Source organism: Methylobacterium tardum (assembly GCF_023546765.1).
Taxonomy (GTDB): Bacteria; Pseudomonadota; Alphaproteobacteria; order Rhizobiales; family Beijerinckiaceae; genus Methylobacterium; species Methylobacterium tardum.
In genome coordinates, this window is record NZ_CP097484.1 from 2,810,070 (window position 1) to 2,829,987 (window position 19,918).

At 67.6% G+C, this 19,918-nt stretch carries 18 protein-coding genes and 1 riboswitch; of the genes, 10 read left to right on the forward strand and 8 right to left on the reverse strand.

From position 1 onward, the window contains the following. Window positions 1-3 precede the first annotated feature (3 nt). From radC to M6G65_RS13415, 5 genes are all read left to right on the forward strand, one after another. Entirely contained in the window at window positions 4-750 is a 747-nt protein-coding gene (gene radC / locus M6G65_RS13395) for a RadC family protein (RefSeq protein ID WP_373323685.1), read from the forward strand. 96 nt (window positions 751-846) lie between these two features. Next, window positions 847-2,286, forward strand: coding sequence for a circularly permuted type 2 ATP-grasp protein (locus M6G65_RS13400; RefSeq protein WP_250104044.1), 1,440 nt, complete (start codon window positions 847-849; stop codon window positions 2,284-2,286). 65 nt (window positions 2,287-2,351) lie between these two features. Continuing rightward, window positions 2,352-3,299: an alpha-E domain-containing protein gene (locus M6G65_RS13405; RefSeq protein WP_238195401.1), complete on the forward strand. Its 948-nt coding sequence runs from the start codon at window positions 2,352-2,354 to the stop codon at window positions 3,297-3,299. A gap of 21 nt (window positions 3,300-3,320) precedes the next feature. Then, window positions 3,321-4,148 (forward strand): transglutaminase family protein, encoded by an 828-nt coding sequence (locus tag M6G65_RS13410; protein ID WP_238195400.1) that lies wholly within the window; start codon window positions 3,321-3,323, stop codon window positions 4,146-4,148. Window positions 4,149-4,192: 44 nt separating this feature from the next. Next, a complete protein-coding gene (locus M6G65_RS13415; RefSeq protein WP_250104045.1) occupies window positions 4,193-4,945 on the forward strand; it encodes a proteasome-type protease in 753 nt (250 codons plus the stop codon). A 79-nt stretch (window positions 4,946-5,024) separates the two neighbouring features. Here the strand turns inward: M6G65_RS13415 and M6G65_RS13420 are convergent, their stop codons facing one another. The 4 genes from M6G65_RS13420 to thiO are packed head-to-tail and all read right to left on the reverse strand — an operon-like array spanning window position 5,025 to window position 7,916. Continuing rightward, window positions 5,025-5,681, reverse strand: coding sequence for a thiamine phosphate synthase (locus M6G65_RS13420; protein WP_238195398.1), 657 nt, complete (start codon window positions 5,679-5,681; stop codon window positions 5,025-5,027). Beyond that, complete coding sequence (thiG, locus tag M6G65_RS13425) at window positions 5,678-6,481, reverse strand: thiazole synthase (RefSeq protein WP_238195397.1); 804 nt, start codon at window positions 6,479-6,481, stop codon at window positions 5,678-5,680. Before thiG ends, M6G65_RS13420 begins: the two co-directional genes overlap by 4 nt. Window positions 6,482-6,483: 2 nt before the next feature. After that, window positions 6,484-6,696, reverse strand: a complete 213-nt coding sequence (thiS, locus tag M6G65_RS13430) for a sulfur carrier protein ThiS (RefSeq protein ID WP_238195396.1) — start codon at window positions 6,694-6,696, stop codon at window positions 6,484-6,486. Further along, complete coding sequence (gene thiO / locus M6G65_RS13435) at window positions 6,693-7,916, reverse strand: glycine oxidase ThiO (RefSeq protein WP_238195395.1); 1,224 nt, start codon at window positions 7,914-7,916, stop codon at window positions 6,693-6,695. Before thiO ends, thiS begins: the two co-directional genes overlap by 4 nt. Before the next feature lie 64 nt (window positions 7,917-7,980). Next, window positions 7,981-8,109: riboswitch (TPP riboswitch) on the reverse strand. A gap of 184 nt (window positions 8,110-8,293) precedes the next feature. Between thiO and M6G65_RS13440 the strand changes: the two genes are divergently transcribed. The 3 genes from M6G65_RS13440 to M6G65_RS13450 all read left to right on the forward strand — a co-directional run bounded on the left by M6G65_RS13440 (window position 8,294) and on the right by M6G65_RS13450 (window position 11,771). Then, complete coding sequence (locus M6G65_RS13440) at window positions 8,294-8,800, forward strand: TIGR02281 family clan AA aspartic protease (RefSeq protein ID WP_238195394.1); 507 nt, start codon at window positions 8,294-8,296, stop codon at window positions 8,798-8,800. A 446-nt stretch (window positions 8,801-9,246) separates the two neighbouring features. After that, window positions 9,247-10,407 carry a glycosyltransferase gene (locus M6G65_RS13445; RefSeq protein ID WP_238195393.1) on the forward strand — a complete coding sequence of 387 codons (1,161 nt, stop codon included), beginning with the start codon at window positions 9,247-9,249 and terminating at the stop codon, window positions 10,405-10,407. A gap of 236 nt (window positions 10,408-10,643) precedes the next feature. Then, window positions 10,644-11,771 (forward strand): glycosyltransferase, encoded by a 1,128-nt coding sequence (locus M6G65_RS13450; RefSeq protein WP_250104242.1) that lies wholly within the window; start codon window positions 10,644-10,646, stop codon window positions 11,769-11,771. Between the two features lie 116 nt (window positions 11,772-11,887). Here the strand turns inward: M6G65_RS13450 and M6G65_RS13455 are convergent, their stop codons facing one another. From M6G65_RS13455 to M6G65_RS13470, 4 genes are all read right to left on the reverse strand, one after another. Next, window positions 11,888-13,147, reverse strand: coding sequence for an adenylate/guanylate cyclase domain-containing protein (locus M6G65_RS13455; protein ID WP_238195391.1), 1,260 nt, complete (start codon window positions 13,145-13,147; stop codon window positions 11,888-11,890). 78 nt (window positions 13,148-13,225) lie between these two features. Continuing rightward, the gene (rpoD, locus tag M6G65_RS13460; RefSeq protein ID WP_250104046.1) at window positions 13,226-15,205 is read right to left on the reverse strand and encodes an RNA polymerase sigma factor RpoD; all 1,980 of its coding nucleotides are present in this window, start codon (window positions 15,203-15,205) and stop codon (window positions 13,226-13,228) included. Between the two features lie 197 nt (window positions 15,206-15,402). Beyond that, the gene (gene dnaG / locus M6G65_RS13465; protein ID WP_238195389.1) at window positions 15,403-17,292 is read right to left on the reverse strand and encodes a DNA primase; all 1,890 of its coding nucleotides are present in this window, start codon (window positions 17,290-17,292) and stop codon (window positions 15,403-15,405) included. Window positions 17,293-17,397: 105 nt separating this feature from the next. Continuing rightward, on the reverse strand, window positions 17,398-17,859 hold the full coding sequence (locus tag M6G65_RS13470) for a GatB/YqeY domain-containing protein (RefSeq protein ID WP_238195388.1): 462 nt from the start codon (window positions 17,857-17,859) through the stop codon (window positions 17,398-17,400). Between the two features lie 192 nt (window positions 17,860-18,051). On the opposite strand from M6G65_RS13470, the gene carA reads away from it, so the two are divergent. Both carA and M6G65_RS13480 read left to right on the forward strand, forming a co-directional pair. Further along, window positions 18,052-19,284, forward strand: coding sequence for a glutamine-hydrolyzing carbamoyl-phosphate synthase small subunit (gene carA / locus M6G65_RS13475; RefSeq protein ID WP_238195387.1), 1,233 nt, complete (start codon window positions 18,052-18,054; stop codon window positions 19,282-19,284). Between the two features lie 133 nt (window positions 19,285-19,417). After that, window positions 19,418-19,795: a hypothetical protein gene (locus M6G65_RS13480; protein WP_238195386.1), complete on the forward strand. Its 378-nt coding sequence runs from the start codon at window positions 19,418-19,420 to the stop codon at window positions 19,793-19,795. The last annotated feature ends 123 nt before the right edge of the window (window positions 19,796-19,918 follow it).

Genomic DNA, 19,918 nt, shown 5'->3' on the forward strand with positions numbered 1-19,918 from the left:
GTCGTGATCCCCGGGGCGGACGACGGTGACGCGGGGCTGTTCGCCGACAGTGCCGTTCCGTCCCCTGTCGAGAAGGAGCCGCCTCACTATCACGGCCACCGCGACCGCCTGCGGGAGAAATTCGCGGCTGGCGGCGGCGACGCTCTGCCTGATTACGAACTGCTCGAGCTGGTCCTGTTCCGGGCGATTCCCCGGCGCGACGTGAAGCCCCTCGCCAAGGCCCTGGTCGCCCGGTTCGGCAGCTTCGCCGAGGTGGTGAGCGCCGAGCCGGCACGGCTCATGGAAGTGGAGGGTGTGAGTGCCGGGGTCGCCTCCGACCTGAAGGTGATTGAGGCCGCCGCCCGGCGCCTCGCCCGCGGTGCTGTTCGCGAGCGCGCGCTGCTCGACTCGTGGAGCGCCCTCCACGAGTACCTGCGCGCTACCATGGCGTTCGCGCCCCGCGAGGAATTTCGCGTGCTGTTCCTCGACAAGCGCAACCACCTGATCGCCGACGAGGTGCAGGGCCGCGGCACCGTCGACCACACGCCCGTCTATCCGCGCGAGGTCGCCCGCCGGGCTCTGGAGCTTTCGGCGACCGCCATCATTCTCGCCCACAATCATCCCTCCGGCGATCCGACGCCGTCCAGCGCCGACGTGGCGATGACCCGCGAGATCGTGAGCGTGCTGGCGCCGCTGAAGATCGTCGTCCACGACCACGTCATCCTCGGCCGGAACGGTCATGCCAGCCTGAAAGGTCTGAAATTGATCTGATCCTCCAGCCGCCTTGAGCGTTATCGCCTGCGGCTATAGCCATGAACGCGTGGCGCGCCTCTTGCCTCAAGAGCGGGAGCGTAGGGGAGGAGCGAGATGGCGGTGACGGCCTTCGGCGAGATGAACGGATTCGGCGCCAGCGCCGCCGATCCGACCGCCGTTCGCGACGCTTACGGCCAGCTCAAGGCGTGGCTGGACTCGACGCCGCCGGAGCATTTCAACACCCGCCGCAGCCAGGCCGAGCTGCTGTTCCGCCGGATCGGCATCACCTTCGCGGTCTACGGCGACAACGAATCGACCGAGCGCCTGATTCCGTTCGACATCATCCCCCGGGTGATCACCAAGCCGGAATGGGGCTTCCTGGAGCGGGGGCTGAAGCAGCGCGTCACCGCCATCAACCTGTTCCTGAAGGACATCTACGGCGCCCAGGAATGCATCAAGGCCGGCATCATCCCGGCCGACCTCGTCTACCGCAACGCCCATTACCGCATGGAGATGCGCGGCTTCCGCGTGCCGCATGACCTCTACGTGCACATCGCTGGCATCGATATCGTCCGCACCGGCGAGAACGATTTCTTTGTGCTGGAGGACAACGCCCGGATCCCGTCCGGCGTCTCCTATATGCTGGAGAACCGGGAGGTGATGCTGCGCCTGTTCCCGGACCTGTTCTCGAAGCACCGGGTCGCGCCGGTGGAGAACTACCCGGACGCTCTGCTCGCCACCCTGCGCAGCCTCGCGCCAGGCTCGGCGACCCGCGACCCGACGGTCGTGCTGCTGACCCCCGGGCGCTACAATTCCGCGTTCTACGAGCACTCGTTCCTGGCCGACAAGCTCGGCGTCGAGCTGGTCGAGGCGTCCGACCTCTTCACCAAGGACGACGTCGTCTACATGCGCACCACCGAGGGGCCGCGGAAGGTCGACGTGATCTACCGCCGCCTCGGCGACGACTTCCTCGACCCGCTGGTCTTCCGCCCGGATTCGGTCCTCGGCGTGCCGGGGCTGATGAACGCCTACGAGCGTGGCTCCGTGACCCTCGCCAATGCGGTCGGGACCGGCATTTCGGACGACAAGGCGGTCTACAGCTACATGCCGGAGATCGTGAAGTTCTTCACCGGCGAGGAGCCGATCCTGCACAACGTGCCGACCTATCGCTGCCGTGAGAAGGACGCGTTCGCGTACGTGATGGACAACCTGTCCGAACTCGTCGTGAAGGAGGTCAACGGCTCGGGCGGCTACGGCATGCTGGTCGGGCCGCACGCGAGCAAGCGCGAGATCGGCGACTTCGCCAAGAAGCTCAAGCACGCCCCGGACGGGTTCATCGCGCAGCCGACCCTGTCGCTCTCCACCTGCCCGACCTTCGTGGCCTCCGGGGTTGCCCCGCGCCACGTCGACCTGCGGCCCTTCGTGCTGTGCGGCGCCGACCAGATCCGCATCGTGCCGGGCGGCCTGACCCGGGTGGCGCTGAAGGAAGGCTCCCTGGTGGTCAATTCCAGCCAGGGCGGTGGCACGAAGGACACCTGGGTTCTCGACGCCTGAGGGCCCTAACGTCCGGACGTTCCGAGGCGCGGACATCGTGGTCCGCACGACTTGGCTGAAGACCGATGCTTTCCAGGACTGCCGACAACCTCTTCTGGCTCTCGCGCTACGTCGAGCGGGCCGATTTCGTCGCCCGCATCCTCGACGCGGCCCACCGCTTCGCGTCGCTGCCGACGAGCTACGGCGGCGGCGGCAGCAACGAGTGGGAATCGGCCCTCGCCTCGGCCGGCGATCCGGACGCGTTCAAGACCCATTACAGCGCGGTGAACGCCGACACGGTGTGCGACTTCCTGGCGTTCAGCCCGCACAACCCGTCTTCGATCCGCTCCTGCATCGAGGCGGCCCGCGAGAATGCCCGCTCGGTGCGCACGGCGCTCACCACCGAGATGTGGGACGCGATCAACGGCGCGTGGCTTGAGCTGCGCAATTATGCCGGCAAGGACCTGAACCGCGACGAGTTCGGCCGTTTCCTCGACTGGGTGAAGACCGTCTCGCTCACCTTCGACGGCTCGGCCTTCCGGACGATGCTGCGCAACGACGCCTTCTGGTTCACTCGGCTCGGCACGGCGATCGAGCGGGCCGACAACACCGCCCGCATCCTCGACGTGAAGTACCAGATCCTGCTGCCGCACGACGAGACGGTGGGCGGCAGCCTCGACTATTTCCAATGGACTACGATCCTGCGCGAGGTCTCGGCCTTCAACGCCTATCACTGGGTCTACCGGGAGAGCATCAAGCCGGTGCTGGTGGCCGACCTCCTGATGCTCAACAAGCAGATGCCGCGCTCTTTCGCGAACTGTTACGGCGTGATCGTCGAGTATCTCGACCTGATCGCCGACGCCTACGGCCGCCGGGGCCCGAGCCAGCGGCTCGCCGGCAACATGCTCGCGAAGCTCGACGGCGAGGACATCAACCGGGTGTTCGCCGGGGGGCTGCACGAGTTCGTGGAGGCGTTCATCGCCGAGAACAACAGCGTAGGCGAAGCGATCGCCAAGCAGTATCTGGTCGGCTGAACGAGACAGACGGGACAGCGCATGCGCATCCGCGTGGTTCACGAGACCATCTACACCTACGAGCAGCCGGCCCGCGGGCTGGTGCAGGTCCTGCGCCTGACGCCGCGCGACCATGACGGGCAGTACGTCCGCACGTGGCGGATCGACACCACCGTCGACGGTCGCCTGACCGCCCGGGAGGACGGGTTCGGCAACGTCGTCCACTGGTTTACCCCGGACGAGCCGGCCGACTCGCTCACCATTCGCGTCGCCGGCGAGGTCGACACCGACGACACGCACGGCGTCGTGCGGGGCACGGTCGAGCGCCTGCCGGATCCGTTCTACCTGCGCGACACGGATCTGTGCGCGGCGAGCCCCGAGCTGCACGCCTTCGCCGAGCGCGTCGCGACGGAGGGTGACGGCGCGGTTCTGGCCCTGCTCCACCGGCTGATGGGCGCCGTCCAGGGCGCCGTCGCCTACGAGCCCGGTCCCGCGAGCAACGCGGTTCCGGCCGCCAAAGCGTTCGCGGCTGGCAGCGGCGTCTGCCAGGACCTCGCCCACGTCTTCATCGCCGCGGCCCGCCACATCGGCATCCCGGCCCGCTACGTCGCCGGCTACCGGGCCCGGGACGACGGCCAAGCGGATGTCGAGGCGCCCCACGGCTGGGTCGAGGCCCTGGTCCCGGACCTCGGCTGGGTAGCCTTCGACCCTTGCTACGACGTCAGTCCGGCGGACAATTACATCCGCGTCGCCACGGGTCTCGACTACCTCGGCGCGGCGCCGATCCGCGGCAGCCGCACCGGGGGTGGCACCGAGACACTGGACGTGAAGCTTCGGGTCGAGCAAGGCAGGGCCTCCGCTCAATCCTGATCGTTCAGACACCGGTCCGCCGACCGCACGAGGGCCCGAAGACGATGACCTACTGCGTCGGTGTCCTGGTCGAGGAAGGATTAGTCATGGTCGCCGATACCCGCACCAATGCGGGGCTCGGCGACATCTCGACCTACCGCAAGCTCCACCATTTCAACGTGCCGGGCGAGCGGGTGATGATGCTCGCCTCCGCGGGCAATCTCTCGATCACCCAGTCGGTGCTCAGCCTGCTCCAGGAGGGCGTGCCCGGCGAGGAGGACGGCGAGCCGCCGCAGAAGCTCGTCGAGGCGCCGACCATGTTCCAGGCGGCGCAGTTGATCGGCCGGGCGATCCGGCGGGTGCGATCGATCGAGAAGGATGGGTTCGAGGCCGCCAATATCCGGTTCTCGATCTCGCTGCTGTTCGGCGGCCAGATCGGGAACGGCGAGATGCGGCTGTACCTGATCTACTCGGCGGGCAACTTCATCGAGTGCAGCACCGACGCGCCGTTCCTCCAGATCGGCGAGCACAAGTACGGCAAGCCGATCCTCGACCGGGCGGTGAAGTACACGACCGAGCTGTACGACGCCCTGAAGGTCAGCCTCGTCTCGATGGATTCGACCATGCGGTCGAATCTCGGCGTCGGCCTGCCGATCGACATCGCCCTGGCTCGCCGGAGCGCGCTGACGCTGGAGGTGAACCACCGGATCGAGGCCGGCGAGGGCTATTTCCACGACCTGCGCGAGCGCTGGTCGGCGGCGCTCCGGGCCGCGCACCGGGCCATTCCGCGCCCGCCATATGGGCCTTCCAGCTCCTAGAGCAGTGACGTCACCGGCCGTCCTTGCTTCGCTGTGCTCGCAAAGACGGCGGATGTTTTTTACGTTGCCTCGGGGACCTTCAAGGGCTCGCCCGAGCCGCTGAAGTCTCCGCTGCGCTCCAGGCCTTCAGGAGCGCCCGTGTCGCGGCGGCCGGATCCGCGGCCCGCATCAGGCCGCCCATGACGGCGAAACCCGCCGCCCCTACCGCGCGACAAGACCCGACCGTCCCCGGGCCGAGACCGCCAAGCGCCACCACGGGCAGGCCGGCGCCGAGGCTGTCCGCGAGTCCCGTCAGGCCCAGCGCCGGTCCGTAGCCGGGCTTGCTCGCGGTTGCGTAGATTGGGCTGAGGGTCACGTAGTCGGCGCCGGCCTGCGCGGCGGTCACGGCCTCGCGCGGTGTGTGTGCCGAAACGCCGATCAACGCAGCCTCGCCCAATGCGGACCGCGCCGCCCCGATCGCCTCCGATCCCGAGCCGCCGCCGAGATGCACGCCGTCGGCACCGAGGGCGCGCGCCAGCGCGACGTCGCCTCCGACCGTTAGGACGCCCTTCATAGCCCGCACGCGTCCGGCCACGGCTTCACCCAGGCGTTTCCGCGCCTCCGGCTCCAGATCCCTATCGCGGAACCAGATCCAGCGTCCGCCGCCGTCGAGGATCGCCTGCACGGTCTCGACGAGCGGCCGCGGATGCCCGTGCCGGTCCGTCACCGCCAGCAGCGGCGACGGCAGCGCCCTCACGAGCCGACGAGGCCGAGCTGCGGGCTCGACGGCTCGGCCCGGCCGCGGCGGGGGATCCGCCCGGCCAGATGCGCGTCGCGCCCAGCCTCCACCGCCCGGCCCATCGCGCAGGCCATCCGCACGGGATCGTCGGCCTTGGCGATTGCGGTGTTGATCAGGCAGGCGGAAGCGCCGAGTTCCATGGCGATCACCGCATCGGACGCGGTGCCGATCCCGGCATCGACCACCACCGGCACCTTCGCCCGGCGGCAGATCAGCTCGAGATTGGCCGGGTTGGCGACGCCCATCCCGGAGCCGATCAGCGAGCCCATCGGCATCACGGCGGCGCAACCGAGATCCTCCAGGCGCTGGCAGATGATCGGGTCGTCGTTGCAGTAGGGCAGGACCACGAAGCCGTCGTCCACGAGATGGCGGCAGGCCTCGATCAGTTCGGTGACGTCCGGGTAGAGCGTCTCCCGGTCGCCGATCACCTCGACCTTGATCCAGTTGGTATCGAGCGCCTCGCGGGCGAGTTCGGCGGTCATGATCGCGTCGCGGGCCGTCTCGCAGCCCGCGGTGTTCGGCAGGAAACGCTTGCCCTTCAGGATCTTGACCGTGTCCGAGCCGTGTCCCTGGAGCGAGACCCGGCGGATCGAGGCGGTGACCACGTCGGCGCCGCTCGCCGCGACGGCGTCGCGCATGATCGCCTGGGTCGGGTAGCCGGCGGTGCCGATGAATAGCCGGGACGACAGGCTCACCCCGGCGATGGTCAGGCTGTCGTCCCCGCTCTCCGGGCGCAGCGGCGTAAGAATTTGGTCCATGCTCAACCTCCCTGCATGGCGCGGACGATCTCGACGCGGTCGCCGTCCGCGACCGGGGTCTCGCCCCAGTCCCGGCGACGCAGCACCCGGCCGTTCAGCGCGATGGCGACGCCCTGCGGGCTCTCGATCCCGTTCTCCTCCGCCTCCAGGCGGAACAGGGCGTCCACGGTCTCGGCGGCGCACTCGCGCGGCTCGCCGTTGACGAAGAGCTTCATGCCGAGACCCTCCGGGGCTCGGGGCGGCCGAACCGCGCAAGGGTGAACGGCCGGGCGACCTCAGGCAGCACGCCGTCCGTCACCAAGCCGGCAATGGCGTCGGCGGTGATCGGGGCAAGCAGGTAGCCGTTGCGGTGATGGCCCGTCGCGGCGACGAGCCCGGGGGCGATCACGTCGAGGATCGGCGCGTCGTCGTCCGAGGTGGGGCGGTAGCCGCTCCAGACGGCCTCGACCTCCATCTCCTCGATCCCGGGCAGCACCCGGCGTGCGCCCTCCAGCAGGGCGTAGAGGCCGCCCGCGGTGACGCCGGGCCGGAAACCGCAATCCTCCACGGTAGCGCCGACGATGAGCTGACCGTCGCTCTTCGGCGCCATGTGGACCTGCTCGGTCCAGATCATCCGGCCAAGCGTGCCGGTGCGCGGGGTGGTGCGCAGGGCCAGGGACTGGCCCTTGAGCGGCCGGACCGGCAGGGCGAGCCCTTCCGGCAGCAAGCCGCCCTCCCCGCTCCAGGCACCGGAGGCCAGCACCACGGTCTCGGCCGCGACACCGCGATCCCCGGCCCGGGCGCCCGCGACATGGCCGCCCGACCAGTCGAGGCCGGTGACGGGGGTCCGCTCCACCAAAATTACGCCGGCTCGGCGGCAGGCCTCGGTAAGGGCGTCCATGACCATCCGGGGATCGACCTGATGGTCCAACGGGCAGTGGATCCCGGCGGTGACCGAGGGGCGCAGGCCGGGCTCCAGCCGCCGCACCTCGCTGCCCGGCAGCCAAGCCGCCTCGAGCCCCGACCGGCGCTGCAGATCGAAGCGGAAGCGCAGACGCTCGACCTCGTCGCGGCCGACCGCCAGGACCAGGGTGCCATCTGGGCGGTAATCGATCATGCGGCCGGACTCGGCTTCCAGGGCGTCGCGGAACTCCGGCCAGAGCCGGAGCGACGCCAAGGCGAGCGGCAGCAGCGGGTCGGATCCGGGCTCATGCTCCGCGGCGGGGGCCAGCATGCCGGTGGCCGCGAGGCTCGCGCCCGCGCCGATCGTGTCCCGCTCCAGCACGGTCACGGCACGGCCCGCCCGAGCGAGCCGCCACGCGATCGACAGGCCGATCAGCCCGCCGCCGATGACGGCGACGTCGGTCCGCGCCGGCAGGGCCGCGGGCGCGACACCGCCGTCGGGACTGCGGCGGCGGCCGATCGGTGAGGCGGGGCGGTCGAGGTGCACGGGCATCTCCGCGGATTGCCGTCGCGGGAACCGGGCCGTGTGCTTCGGTGAGAAGCTGTGGCCTGCCTTTCGGGCGGCCGCGGTCCAATCCCTACGCCGGTATGAGCCGGATCAGGTTCGAAGGATTTCCGCGCCGCAGGTCCTGACGGACGTGCCAGCGGTTTCTCAGCCCCTTGCCGGGGATCTCCCTGGAACGGGGATAGATTTGGTCGCCCTCGCCGCATCGGTCAACCCCGCCGCCGATCGGCATCACCCGGCGGACGGACATTCCTCGGACGCAGTCATCGCCCGGATACCAAGCCGGATGAAATCCGGCTGCCGGGCACCAGCCCTTCACGGATCCGGGCGAGAATTCACCACTCTGAAGGGCCGGGGCGGGAAGCGTGCGCACATTCGTGGTCGTCTGCACGATTGGCTTCCTGTCGGTGACGGCTTTCCAGAAGCTGCGCGAGCGGACCCGCTCGGATCCGGCTGCGCCGGCCTCCGCCGCGGCAACGACGCCGGTTCCCGACGGCGCGGTGGCCGGCGTTGCACTTCAGGCCGGGCGCAACGGCCACTTCTTCGTGAATGCCCTGATGGACGGTCGCGCTCTATCAATGATGGTCGATACCGGCGCGAGCTCCTGCGCTTTCTCGGAGGAGGATGCCGAGCGGATCGGGATCCGGGTCCGTGCGGGCGATTTCAGCCGTGTCTGGAACACCGCGAACGGGACGGTTCGGGTGGCGCCGATCCGGATCGCCGTCCTGCAGGTCGGTTCGATCATCGTGCGGGACGTGGACGCGGTGGTGATTCCGCGGGGGCGTCTCAGCACGAGCCTGCTCGGCATGTCGTTCCTGAAGCGCCTGCGCGACTTCACCGTCAGCGGCGGCACAATGACCCTGCGGGGTTGAGGCGTCACCGAGGCCCGTACCGACGCCGCGCCCGGATGCCCCTGGCAGACCGTCGGCCGAGGGAATCCGGCGGGCCGCCGCGTGGGACATCATCGAAGCGAACGCCTGCAACCCGGACCGGCCACAGGGAGGCCAGATCGCAGTGGCGCCTGCGTATGCCACGCTGCGCCATTTGGCCCGGAAAGGAAGCTTGTTTACCGTCGTGCTCGCAAACGCGCATCATTCAGATCGCCATATCTCATTATAGCAAGTTTAACAACTCGTAATTGTTGTAAAAATTGATGATCGGCACGATATTATTCGGTAGATCATTCCAATATTACGCGCGTCGTAAGCTGACAAGCGGTTTCTATTCTTTACGAGGCCACTTTGTGGCTACCTAATTTGATGCTACGCACGTGATCACTGTTCTACCGGTCATTCATATAAGCTTGAATATCGTTTCCATGAACGCTTTTGGTCAGACCATCTGTTTGTCGATGATCGTCAAGAATGAAGCACATGTCATACGACGGTGCCTCGATTCTGTGCGGCCGTTCATCGATTATTGGATCATCGTGGATACCGGATCGACGGACGGGACGCAGGACGTCATCCGAGCGGCGGTGGCCGATTGTCCGGGTCGCCTCGTGGAACGACCGTGGGTCGACTTCGCCTTCAATCGGACCGAGGCGCTGAAACTCGCGCGTCCGCACGCCGACTACACGCTGATCATCGATGCCGACGACGAGCTTATCGTTCCGGAAGGCTTCGTTTTGCCGAGGCTGTCGGAAGCCGGGTATATGTTTGCAATCTTAGACGGGGCGACAGAATATTTTAGAATACAGATGATAAACAATGGTTTCGACTGCCATTATCGCGGTGTGGTCCACGAATTTTTGCAATGTTCGGGGAATCCAGGCACGCCGATGCTGCCGGTATCGATGCGCCGCGGCGACGACGGCGCGCGTCACCGCGATGAAATGTCAGAATACCGCGATCTGACGACCATGGAGAAGGCGCTTTCCGTCGAGACCGACCCCTTCATGATCTCACGGTACACCTTCTATCTGGCGAGATCCTACCGTGACGTTGGTGATCTCGCTAAGTCTCTCCAGTTTTATCTAAAGCGAGCTGATCTCGGGTATTGGGAGGAAGAGGTATACCTCAGTCTGCTTAACGCCGCCCTTATCATGGAAACCCTGGGCAGGCCCGAGGAGGAGATTTCGACGGTCTATGATCGTGCAATCTTCGTCTGTCCCGCGCGAGCCGAGGCGCGCCACGCCGCTAGCCGGTATTGCAGGATCACAGGCAACTTCGCTGCCGGGTACCGCTATGCCGAGGCCGGCGTGCTGCTGCCAATGCCCCGCGAAGGGCTATCCCTGAATCCGTGGGTGTATGCATATGGTTTGCGAGATGAATTGGCGTTTCACGCTTATCACACAGGGCAATTTCGAGTTTGTCTGTCTGTGTGCCTGAGCATACTCGAGCAATCGGAAGTTCCCGAGGAGGTTTGCTCGCGCGTTTGCACTTTGGCCCGACAGTCACTCGCCACCATGATCGACCCGGTCTGGGGGCTGCAGCACTCTGCTTACAGGTCGGAATTTACGCCTGTTTGGCAAGGATGAGCACGCCAAGCGGCGTCAACGCGGGTCAATCGCATCCAAGCGCAGCACCGAAGGTTCCGCACCAGTCCGGGTCGATCCAGCCTGCGTATTTCCGCGCGCGCACCCCAGCCTCACACCGTTCCACGTCACGCAATTTTGGTGACGCAGGCGGCTTTTCATAGTCTCTGTGCGCGCCACTCAAAAACGATCGGCTTCAAATCGACATGAACAGCTTTGGACAAACGATTTGCCTGTCGATGATTGTCAAGAACGAGGCTCATGTCATCCGTAGATGCTTAGATTCTGTTCGGACTCTTATTGATCACTGGGTGATCGTAGACACCGGATCGACCGATGGGACCCAGGATGTCATCCGGGCAGCGTTGGCCGATCTGCCCGGTGCTCTCGTGGAGCGACCGTGGGTCGATTTCGCCTTCAACCGGACCGAGGCTTTGACGCTGGCGCGTCCGCACGCGGATTATGCGCTGATCATCGACGCCGATGACGAACTGATTGATGCGGAACGGTTCGTCGTGCCCAGGCTCACCGAGGCCGGGTACAACCTCGAAATCGTGGATGGAGCCACGCGATACTGGCGGACACAACTCGTCGATAACCGGAAGGATTGGCGTTACCGCGGCGTTCTGCACGAATTTCTGCAGTGCCCTGAAAATCCCAGTCTGACGACCCTGCCGCTGGCGATGCGTCGCGGCAATGATGGGGCGCGGCATCGCGATGACGGGACCCAGTCGCGCGACATCGCTGTGCTGGAAGGTGCCCTGGCCGTCGAGGACGATCCCTTCATGGTCGCCCGATACACATTCTATCTGGCGAACTCGTATCGGGACGGCGGAGAGCCCCGCAAGGCCGTAGAGTATTATCTGAAAAGAGCCGATCTAGGGTATTGGAGCGAAGAGGTTTACATCGGATTGCTGTGCGCTGCCGACATCATGGAGGCCTTGAATGAGCCCGAAGGTGCTGTGCTGGCCCTGTACGATCGAATGATCCCGATCTGCCCGGCGAGGGCGGAAGCGCGGCTCGGCGCCAGCCGTTTTTGCAGACGGAGAAGGAAGTTCGCCGCCGGGTATCGATACGCTGAAGCTGGGCTTGCCCTGCCGCTACCGGCTGAAGGGATCTCCCTGCATCCCTGGGTATACAGCTACGGGCTGCGGGAGGAATTTTCTGCTCATGCCTTCCACACGGGTCAGCTTCGCGCCTGTTTGTCGGCCTGTCTCGACATCCTGAAACAGCCGGACGTTCCGGGGGATGTTCTGTCACGGACGAGCGCGCTCGCGCGTCAAGCCCTCGCCGGGATGATCGATCCGGCCTGGGGCTGTCAGCCGTCATCCTACCGGTCGGAGTTCCTCCCGTCCTGGCACTTGTGAGGGCCTGAAACCCGGCGCCGCACGTGCGTGCAGATTGCGCCGAGTCCCAGAGACGCTCTCCCCGCCCCCGGTTCGGAGGGCAGTTCCGGCCGATGGTCCGGTCGTCGCGTCGAACGTCAGTTCGGCTTGCGCGGACGCAGGAACTTCGGGCGGAACACCGCCATGGGCTCCGCGAAGCCGTTCAGCTGGTGCTCGCCGAGGGGGATCGGATCGCCCCAGAGGAAATCCACGAACGGCTTCGACATCAGCAGCGGCTCGCCGAGGATGCGGTTTAGCTGCGCGAGGCGGCTCGCGAGGTTCACGTCGCGCCCGATCACCGTGAAATCCAGCCGCGAGCCCGAGCCGACATTGCCGTAGGCCGCCTCGCCGTGATGGAGCGCGATGCCGGCGGCCACCGGGACCGGGAATTGGTGCAGGGCATTGGCCTCATCGAGGGCCGCCAGGGCGTGCTGGGCGGCCGTAAGTGCACCCTTGGCGGCGCCACCGAGATCGTCGCCGGACTCACGGAAGATCGCCAGCAGGCCGTCGCCGAGATACTTCAGCACCTCGCCGCCTTCCCGCTCGATCGGCGGCACGAGGCAGTCGAAGAACACGTTGAGCAGGCCGACCGCCTCCTCGGGGGTCATGTCGGCCGAGGTCCGGGTGTAGTCGCGCATGTCGGCGAACAGGATCGCCGACCGGATCCGCGTGACCTGACCCCGGCGGATGTCCCCCGCCAGAATCGCGCGGTGCGGCTCGTCGCCGACGTAGAGCCGCAGGACGTGGTCGAGCTGCTTGTTGAGGACCCGCATCTCCGCCACCGCGGCGAGCGCCGGCATCACGAAGCGCAGGATCGCGATATCGTCCTCACCGAAGCCCTCCGGCGCGCGGGTGGCGAAGGTAATGCCGTTCTTGGTGCCGTTGGTGAAGAACAGCGGCGCCACGACGTAGTGCGTGTAGCCGCCCGCCTTCAGGTCCGGGATGATCGCGTAGGCGTCGTCCGGCGTCTCGGAGAGGTCGAGGATCAGCCACTCCCCGGTTTCGTGGACCGTGTGAAATGGGCTGTTGAGATAGGCGTCCGTCGAGCGGGCGCCGTGCGGGAACAGCCGCACGGAGGTGCCGCCGTCCCGGGTCCAGATCCGGCCGACCCCGGCATATTCCGAGTGCAGGGTGTCGATCGCCGTGGAGGCGCGGTCCACCGGCACGCCGATGGAGATCAGCCGCTCGGCGAGGCCGGCGAGCATCTCCTCGGCGTTGGGCATCCGGGCCCCCTCGCCGAGCAGCCAGTCGCGGATGCCGACGGAGGGCTGGAGCGCGCCGAAGGGCACGTCGTCGGCCTCCGAGCCATCCGCGAAGGCCGTCGGCGATCCGGGCGTTGGCGGGCGGCGTTCGAGCATGGCGCCAGATTGGATGCCGCGGAGCGCCGTGGCAACGCGGTAAGCGGGAGAGCACCGCGGCCGGAGCCGCGGCGGGGCTCAGTTGTCGAGGAAGCTCCGGAGCTTCCGGCTGCGCGACGGGTGCTTCAGCTTGCGCAGCGCCTTTGCCTCGATCTGACGGATGCGCTCGCGGGTCACCGAGAATTGCTGGCCGACCTCCTCGAGGGTGTGGTCGGTGTTCATGCCGATGCCGAAGCGCATCCGCAGCACGCGCTCCTCGCGCGGGGTCAGCGAGGCGAGCACCCGCGTGGTGGTCTCGCGCAGGTTGGACTGGATCGCCGCGTCGATCGGCAGGACGACGTTCTTGTCCTCGATGAAATCGCCGAGGTGGCTGTCCTCCTCGTCGCCGATCGGCGTCTCGAGGGAGATCGGCTCCTTGGCGATCTTCAGGACCTTGCGGACCTTCTCCAGCGGCATGGCCAGCTTCTCGGCCAGCTCCTCCGGGGTCGGCTCGCGGCCGATCTCGTGCAGCATCTGGCGCGAGGTCCGGACGATCTTGTTGATCGTCTCGATCATGTGCACCGGGATGCGGATCGTGCGCGCCTGGTCGGCGATCGAGCGGGTGATCGCCTGCCGGATCCACCACGTGGCGTAGGTCGAGAACTTGTAGCCGCGCCGGTACTCGAACTTGTCGACCGCCTTCATCAGGCCGATGTTGCCCTCCTGGATCAGGTCCAGGAACTGCAGGCCGCGGTTCGTGTACTTCTTGGCGATCGAGATCACGAGGCGCAGGTTCGCCTCGATCATCTCCTTCTTGGCCTGCCGGGCCTCGCGCTCGCCCTTCTGGACCATGTTGACGATGCGGCGGTACTCGCCGATCTCCAGGCCCGTCTCGGAGGCGAGATCGAGGATCTGCGCGCGCAGTTCGGCGACCTGCTTCGAGCCGCGCTCGACCAGGTTCTTCCAGCCCTTGCCGCCTAGCGTGCCGACGCGCTCCATCCAGTTCGGATCGAGCTCGTAGCCCTGGTAGTGGCGCAGGAACTCGTCGCGGGCGACGCCGTGGCTCTCGGCGTAGCGCATCAGCCGGCCCTCGTGGCCGATCAGCTGCTTGTTGATCGAGTAGAGCTGGCCGACCAGCGCCTCGATGCGGTTGTTGTTGAGCGACAGCGACTTCACGTCGGCGACGACGGTGTCCTTCAGCTCGATCTGCTTCTGGTCCTGCGCCGGGGTGTTCTTCTCGCCCGCGGCCTTCCGCTCCGTGCCCTCGGTCTGCGACTTGCGCAGCTTGCGGTAATTGGCGGCGATCGCGTCGAAGGTCTCCAGGACCCGCGGCTTGATCTCGGCTTCCATCGCGGCGAGCGAGACGTTGTTCTCGAGGTCGTCCTCGTCGTCACCGCCCTCCGGGGGCGCCGGCGGCTCGCCGTCCTCGGAATCCTCGCCCTCGGCGATCTGCGGCGCGTTCTTGCCGTCCGGACCCGCGTAGGTCGCCTCGAGATCGATGATGTCGCGCAGGAGGACCTTGCCCTCCACGAGCTCGTCCCGCCAGATGATGATCGCCTGGAAGGTCAGCGGGCTCTCGCAGAGGCCCGCGATCATCGCCTCGCGGCCGGCCTCGATGCGCTTTGCGATGGCGATCTCGCCCTCGCGGGACAGGAGCTCCACCGAGCCCATCTCGCGCAGGTACATGCGCACCGGGTCGTCGGTGCGGTCGGTCGGCTCCTTGGTGGTCGTGGCCACCGCGACGGCGCGCGCGGGCGCGACCTCGGCGACTTCGCCGCCTTCGGCCTCCTCTTCCTCGCCCTCGGCAGCCTTCTCGCCGGCCGCCTCATCGGTCTCCTCGGCTTCGGCGACGTTGATGCCCATCTCGGAGAGCTGCGACAGCACGTCCTCGAGCTGGTCCGGATCGGACTGGCCCTCGGGCAGAACCTCGTTGACCTCTTCGTAGGTCACGTAGCCGCGCTTCTTGGCGAGCTTGACCATCCGCTTGACCGAAGCATCCGTCAGGTCGAGGAGCGGCCCGTCGGTCTGCTGCTCGGGGGCAGCGTCCGTCTCGTCCCGTTCCGTTGCCTTCGTCGCCATGATCAGCCTATTGTTTCGCGTGCGGCGCGCCGCGGAGGCCCAGGGAGGCCGCTCCACGCCGGCAGCGCCGCTATATGAGAACGGCGCCGGATCGCTCCAGTCGCCTTGAGTCGTCGGTTTCCGTATGCAAGCCCGAGGCTTGACCGATTGTTAACTATGGCGGGATTTCGCCCGCCGCCACCGCCATTGCACAGCGATCACGCGGCCGTCGAGTCGCTCGACACCGGGACGTCGGCCTCAGCCTCGGCGGCGATGACGGTTTCCAGCCTCGCCTTCACTTCGCAGAGCCATGCCCATCCGGCATCGGTCGGATCGTTCTCAAACGCCTGCCGTGCTTCGCGAAGTTCGCTATGTAGCGCTCCTGCCTGCCGGTGCAAGATCATCGCCTGTCGGAGCGCGTCTGCGCGGAGTGCGGGGTCGGCATGCGGAGCCAGCGTCGTGCGGTCCCGAGAGCGTGCGAGCGCGAGGATTCTGTCGGCCGCAGCTGCGAGTCCGGCGCGGTTGATGCGGTTCTGCAACACTTCAGGCGCCGTTCGCTCGTCCTCGGCCGCGCAGGCCAGCAGGACCGACAGCAGCCCTCGGGCGTCCGGATCCTCGAAGTCGAGTTCGGCGATCTCCTCGCCGAATTCGGCGATCATCTCGGGATGCGCCAGCAGGGTGCCGACGATCACCGCCTCGCGCACCGGGGCGGCGCCGGTGAAGCCCGCGGAAGCGGTCACCGACGGGCTCGGGCTGCCGGTGATGCGCGGGGATACCGGCTCGCCGGGCCGGACGAAGCGCGGTCGGCCGCGGGGGCTCGGCCCGGCGGCGCGGGCGCTGCGGGGCGACAGGCCGCGCAGGCGCTCCTCGATGTCGTCGCGATAGTAGCGGCGCACGGTCTCGTCGCGGATCGTCGCCACCGTGGTGCGCAGCGTCTGCGTCAGGCCGGCCCGCCGCTCGGGCGTATCGACCGGCCCGGCCTCGACGGCGCGCCGCCACAGCAGCTCGGAGAGCGGCAGGGCCGCCGCGAGCACCTGATCGATCGCCCCGGGGCCGCCTGAGCGCAGCAGGTCGTCGGGATCCTGACCGCCCGGCAGGAGCGCGATCCGGAGGGAGCGGCCCGGTTCGAGGAGCGGCAGCGCGAGGTCGAGGGCGCGAAACGCCGCCCGCTGTCCGGCCTTGTCGCCGTCGAAGCAGAGGATCGGCTCGTCGGCATGGCGCCAGAGCAGGCCGAGCTGCTCTTCCGTGAGCGCCGTACCGAGAGGCGCGACCGTCTCGGGATGGCCGGCGAGCGTCATGGCGATGACGTCGACATAGCCCTCAACCGCGATGATCGAGCTCCGCTCGTGCGCGGCCTTGCGGGCGCCGTGGAGGTTGTAGAGCGTGCGACCCTTGTGGAAGAGCGGTGTCTCGGGCGAGTTCAGGTACTTGGCGCGCACATCCTTCGAGAGCGCCCGCCCTCCGAAAGCCACGACCCGGCCGCGCGTGTCGGTGATCGGAAACATGACCCGGTCGCGAAAATAATCGTACGGGACCGAGACGCCCTCCCCGGTCGCCAGCAGCCCCATCTCGAGCATGAGGCCCTTCTCGACGCCTTGCCCGGCCAGATGATCGCGCAGGGCGTAGCGGTCGTTCGGCGCGTAGCCGAGCCGGAACTTCTCCTGGATCTCGCGCCCGAGGGCCCGGCGTTCCAGATAGGCGCGCGCCTCGCTGCCCTGCCCGGATTGAAGCCGGTCCTCGAACCAGCGGGCGGCCATCTCCATCACCTCGATGGCGCCGGCGCGCTTGGTCTCGGCGGCGCGGCTGTCCTCGGTCGGCGCGGGCAGGCTGACGCCCGCCTCCCCGGCCAGCCGCTCCACGGCCTCGGGGAAGCTCAGGCCTTCCGTCTCCATCAGGAAGGTGAAGATGTCGCCGTGCTTGGAGGAGGAGAAGCAGTGGTAGAACTGCTTCTGGTCGTTCACGTAGAAGGACGGCGTCTTCTCGGCGTTGAACGGCGACAGGCCGCGCCATTCCCGGCCGGCCTTCTTGAGCTGCACGCGCCGCCCCACCACCGACGAGGCCGGCAGCCGGGCACGAATCTCTTCCAGGATATGGGGCGGGTAGCGCACGGGGCCTGGGAGGGTTTGCGGGACCGCCGAGTATAGCGTGCCGGACCTGTCGGAGTCCCGGCAGCGTCCGTCAGCTTCAAATGGCCGGGGATTACGGGGACAGCCTCAGTCCTTCGCGGCCAGAGCCGCCTTCACCAGCCCGCTCGCCTTGCCGAAATCCATCCGGCCCGCGAACTGGCCCTTCAGGGCGGCGATCACCTTGCCCATGTCCTTCGGGCCGGCGGCGCCGGTCTCCGCGATCGCCGCCTCGATGGCGGCCTGCGTCTCGGCCTCGTCCATCTGCTTCGGCAGGAAGCTCTCGATGATGGCGATCTCGGCGCGCTCGTTGGCGGCGAGTTCCGGGCGGCCGCCCTGCTCGTAGACGGCGGCCGATTCGGTGCGCTGCTTGATCATCTTCTGGAGCAGCGACAGGATCTCCTCATCGGAGGCCGGCTCCTTGCCGAGGCCCCGCGCCTCGATATCCTTGTCCTTAAGGGCGGCCTGGATCATCCGCACGGTGGCGAGCCTGCCCTTGTCGCCGGCCTTCATGGCCTCCTTCATCTCGGTGGTGAAGCGGGCGCGCAGCATCTGGGTGAACCTTCCAACGGTCGAAACGAAGGGCTGGCCTGCGATTTGCGGGTGTTGAGCCCTGCGGGAAGCGAGGCCACATTGACCCCATCGCGGGCCGCTCGCTAAGAGCGCCGCACACGATCATGCCGCAAGCCGAGAGCGCCGCAACCCGGCGCCCGCCTTCGGCCGGACATAAGCGAGACTCACCCGATGCTGCAAGACGCCGCCGCGCATGCCCCCGAGGCTCGGGCTCCCGAGCCCTGGGCCGAACCCGTCGCGACGGCTCTGCTGGTGCTCGCCGACGGCACCATCCTGGAGGGCTTCGGCATCGGCCAGACCGGAATCGCCGACGGCGAGGTCTGCTTCAACACGGCCATGACCGGCTATCAGGAGATCCTGACCGACCCGTCCTATGCCGGGCAGATCGTCACCTTCACCTTCCCGCATATCGGCAATGTCGGCACCAACGACGAGGATCTGGAAAGCCTGGAGGCGGCGCCCGCCTCGGGCGTCCGCGGGACGGTGATCGCATCGGCGGTGACGAAGCCGTCGAGCTGGCGCTCGTCCTCGCATCTCGACGGCTGGCTCAGGGCCCGCGGCATCGTCGGCATCACCGGCGTCGACACAAGGGCGCTCACCGCCCGCATCCGCGACATGGGCATGCCCAACGCGGTGATCGCCAACGATCCCCAGGGCCAATTCGACCGCGAGGCCCTGAAGGCCCGCGCCGCGGCGCTCGCTCCGATGGAAGGCCTCGACCTCGTGCCGCCGGTGACCAGCCGCGCGCCGTCGGAATGGTCCGAGACCGTCTGGGCGCTCGGCAATGGCTACGGGAAGCGTGCGCCCGGCGAGGGTCTGAAGGTCGTCGCCATCGATTACGGGGTGAAGCGCAACATCCTGCGGTTGCTCGCCCAGGCCGGCTGCGACGTCACCGTGGTGCCGGCGACCACGACGGCCGACGAGATCCTGGCGATGAAGCCGGACGGGGTGTTCCTGTCGAACGGCCCCGGCGACCCGGCGGCCACCGGCGCCTACGCGGTCCCGGTGATCCGCAAGCTGCTGGATGAGAAGGTGCCGACCTTCGGCATCTGCCTCGGCCACCAGCTCATGGGCCTCGCCCTCGGCGGCCGGACCGTGAAGATGGGCCAGGGCCATCACGGCGCGAATCACCCGGTGAAGGACAAGACCACCGGCAAGGTCGAGATCGTCTCGATGAACCACGGCTTCGCGGTGGATCCGAACAGCCTGCCGGACTCGGCCGTGGAGACGCACGTTTCCCTGTTCGACGGCTCGAATTGCGGCCTCACGCTGACAGACCGCCCGGCCTTCTCGGTGCAGCACCATCCGGAAGCCTCGCCCGGCCCGCGTGACAGCCACTACCTGTTCGAGCGGTTCGTGACCCTGATGCGCTCCGGCGAGCCGGAGACGACGAAGGGCGCCTGAGGCCGGACCCCAATCGAGCCGCGCCGAGGCCATAAAATCCGCCAGATCGGACGGCTTAAGAATCCCTACGACGGCCTGTGAATGGCGGCGCATCCGCGCCCGCCGGCGGCGGCCCGTCGCAGGGGAATGCCGGATGACCATCGACGAGGCGCGCGACGACTTCTCTCGCCTGCACCGCAGCTTCACCTTCCATCTCGGCGTCGCCGTGGGCCTGTCCTGGCTGACCGCCCTCTATGCCGCCTTCTACGCCCCCTGGGTGCGCAACATCCGGGCCCTGATCGATCCGACGGGCGGCTTCGACCGCGTCGAGAGCACGGTGTCCTACCTGTTCGCCATGCCGGCCGTCCTCGCCCTCGCCTGGGTCTCCGTCTATTTCGGCCGCGAGGCACTGCGCCGCGCGCAGACGCTCTCCAACGTCGCCGTCGAGTTCGCGGCCGCAGCCGTGGTCGCGTTCGGGGTGTTCTACCTGTCGATCGACCGGGCCCTGGCGGCGCTCCACGCCGGGTTCTGAGCCAGATTTCAACAGGTGCCATGCGCCGGGCGCGTAGCCCGGCTGCGCGGTTGCACCGGCCTTCCAAAGCGCCCGTGGCCCGTGTAAACGCGGGGCTCAACGACATTCCCGCCACGCGCGTCC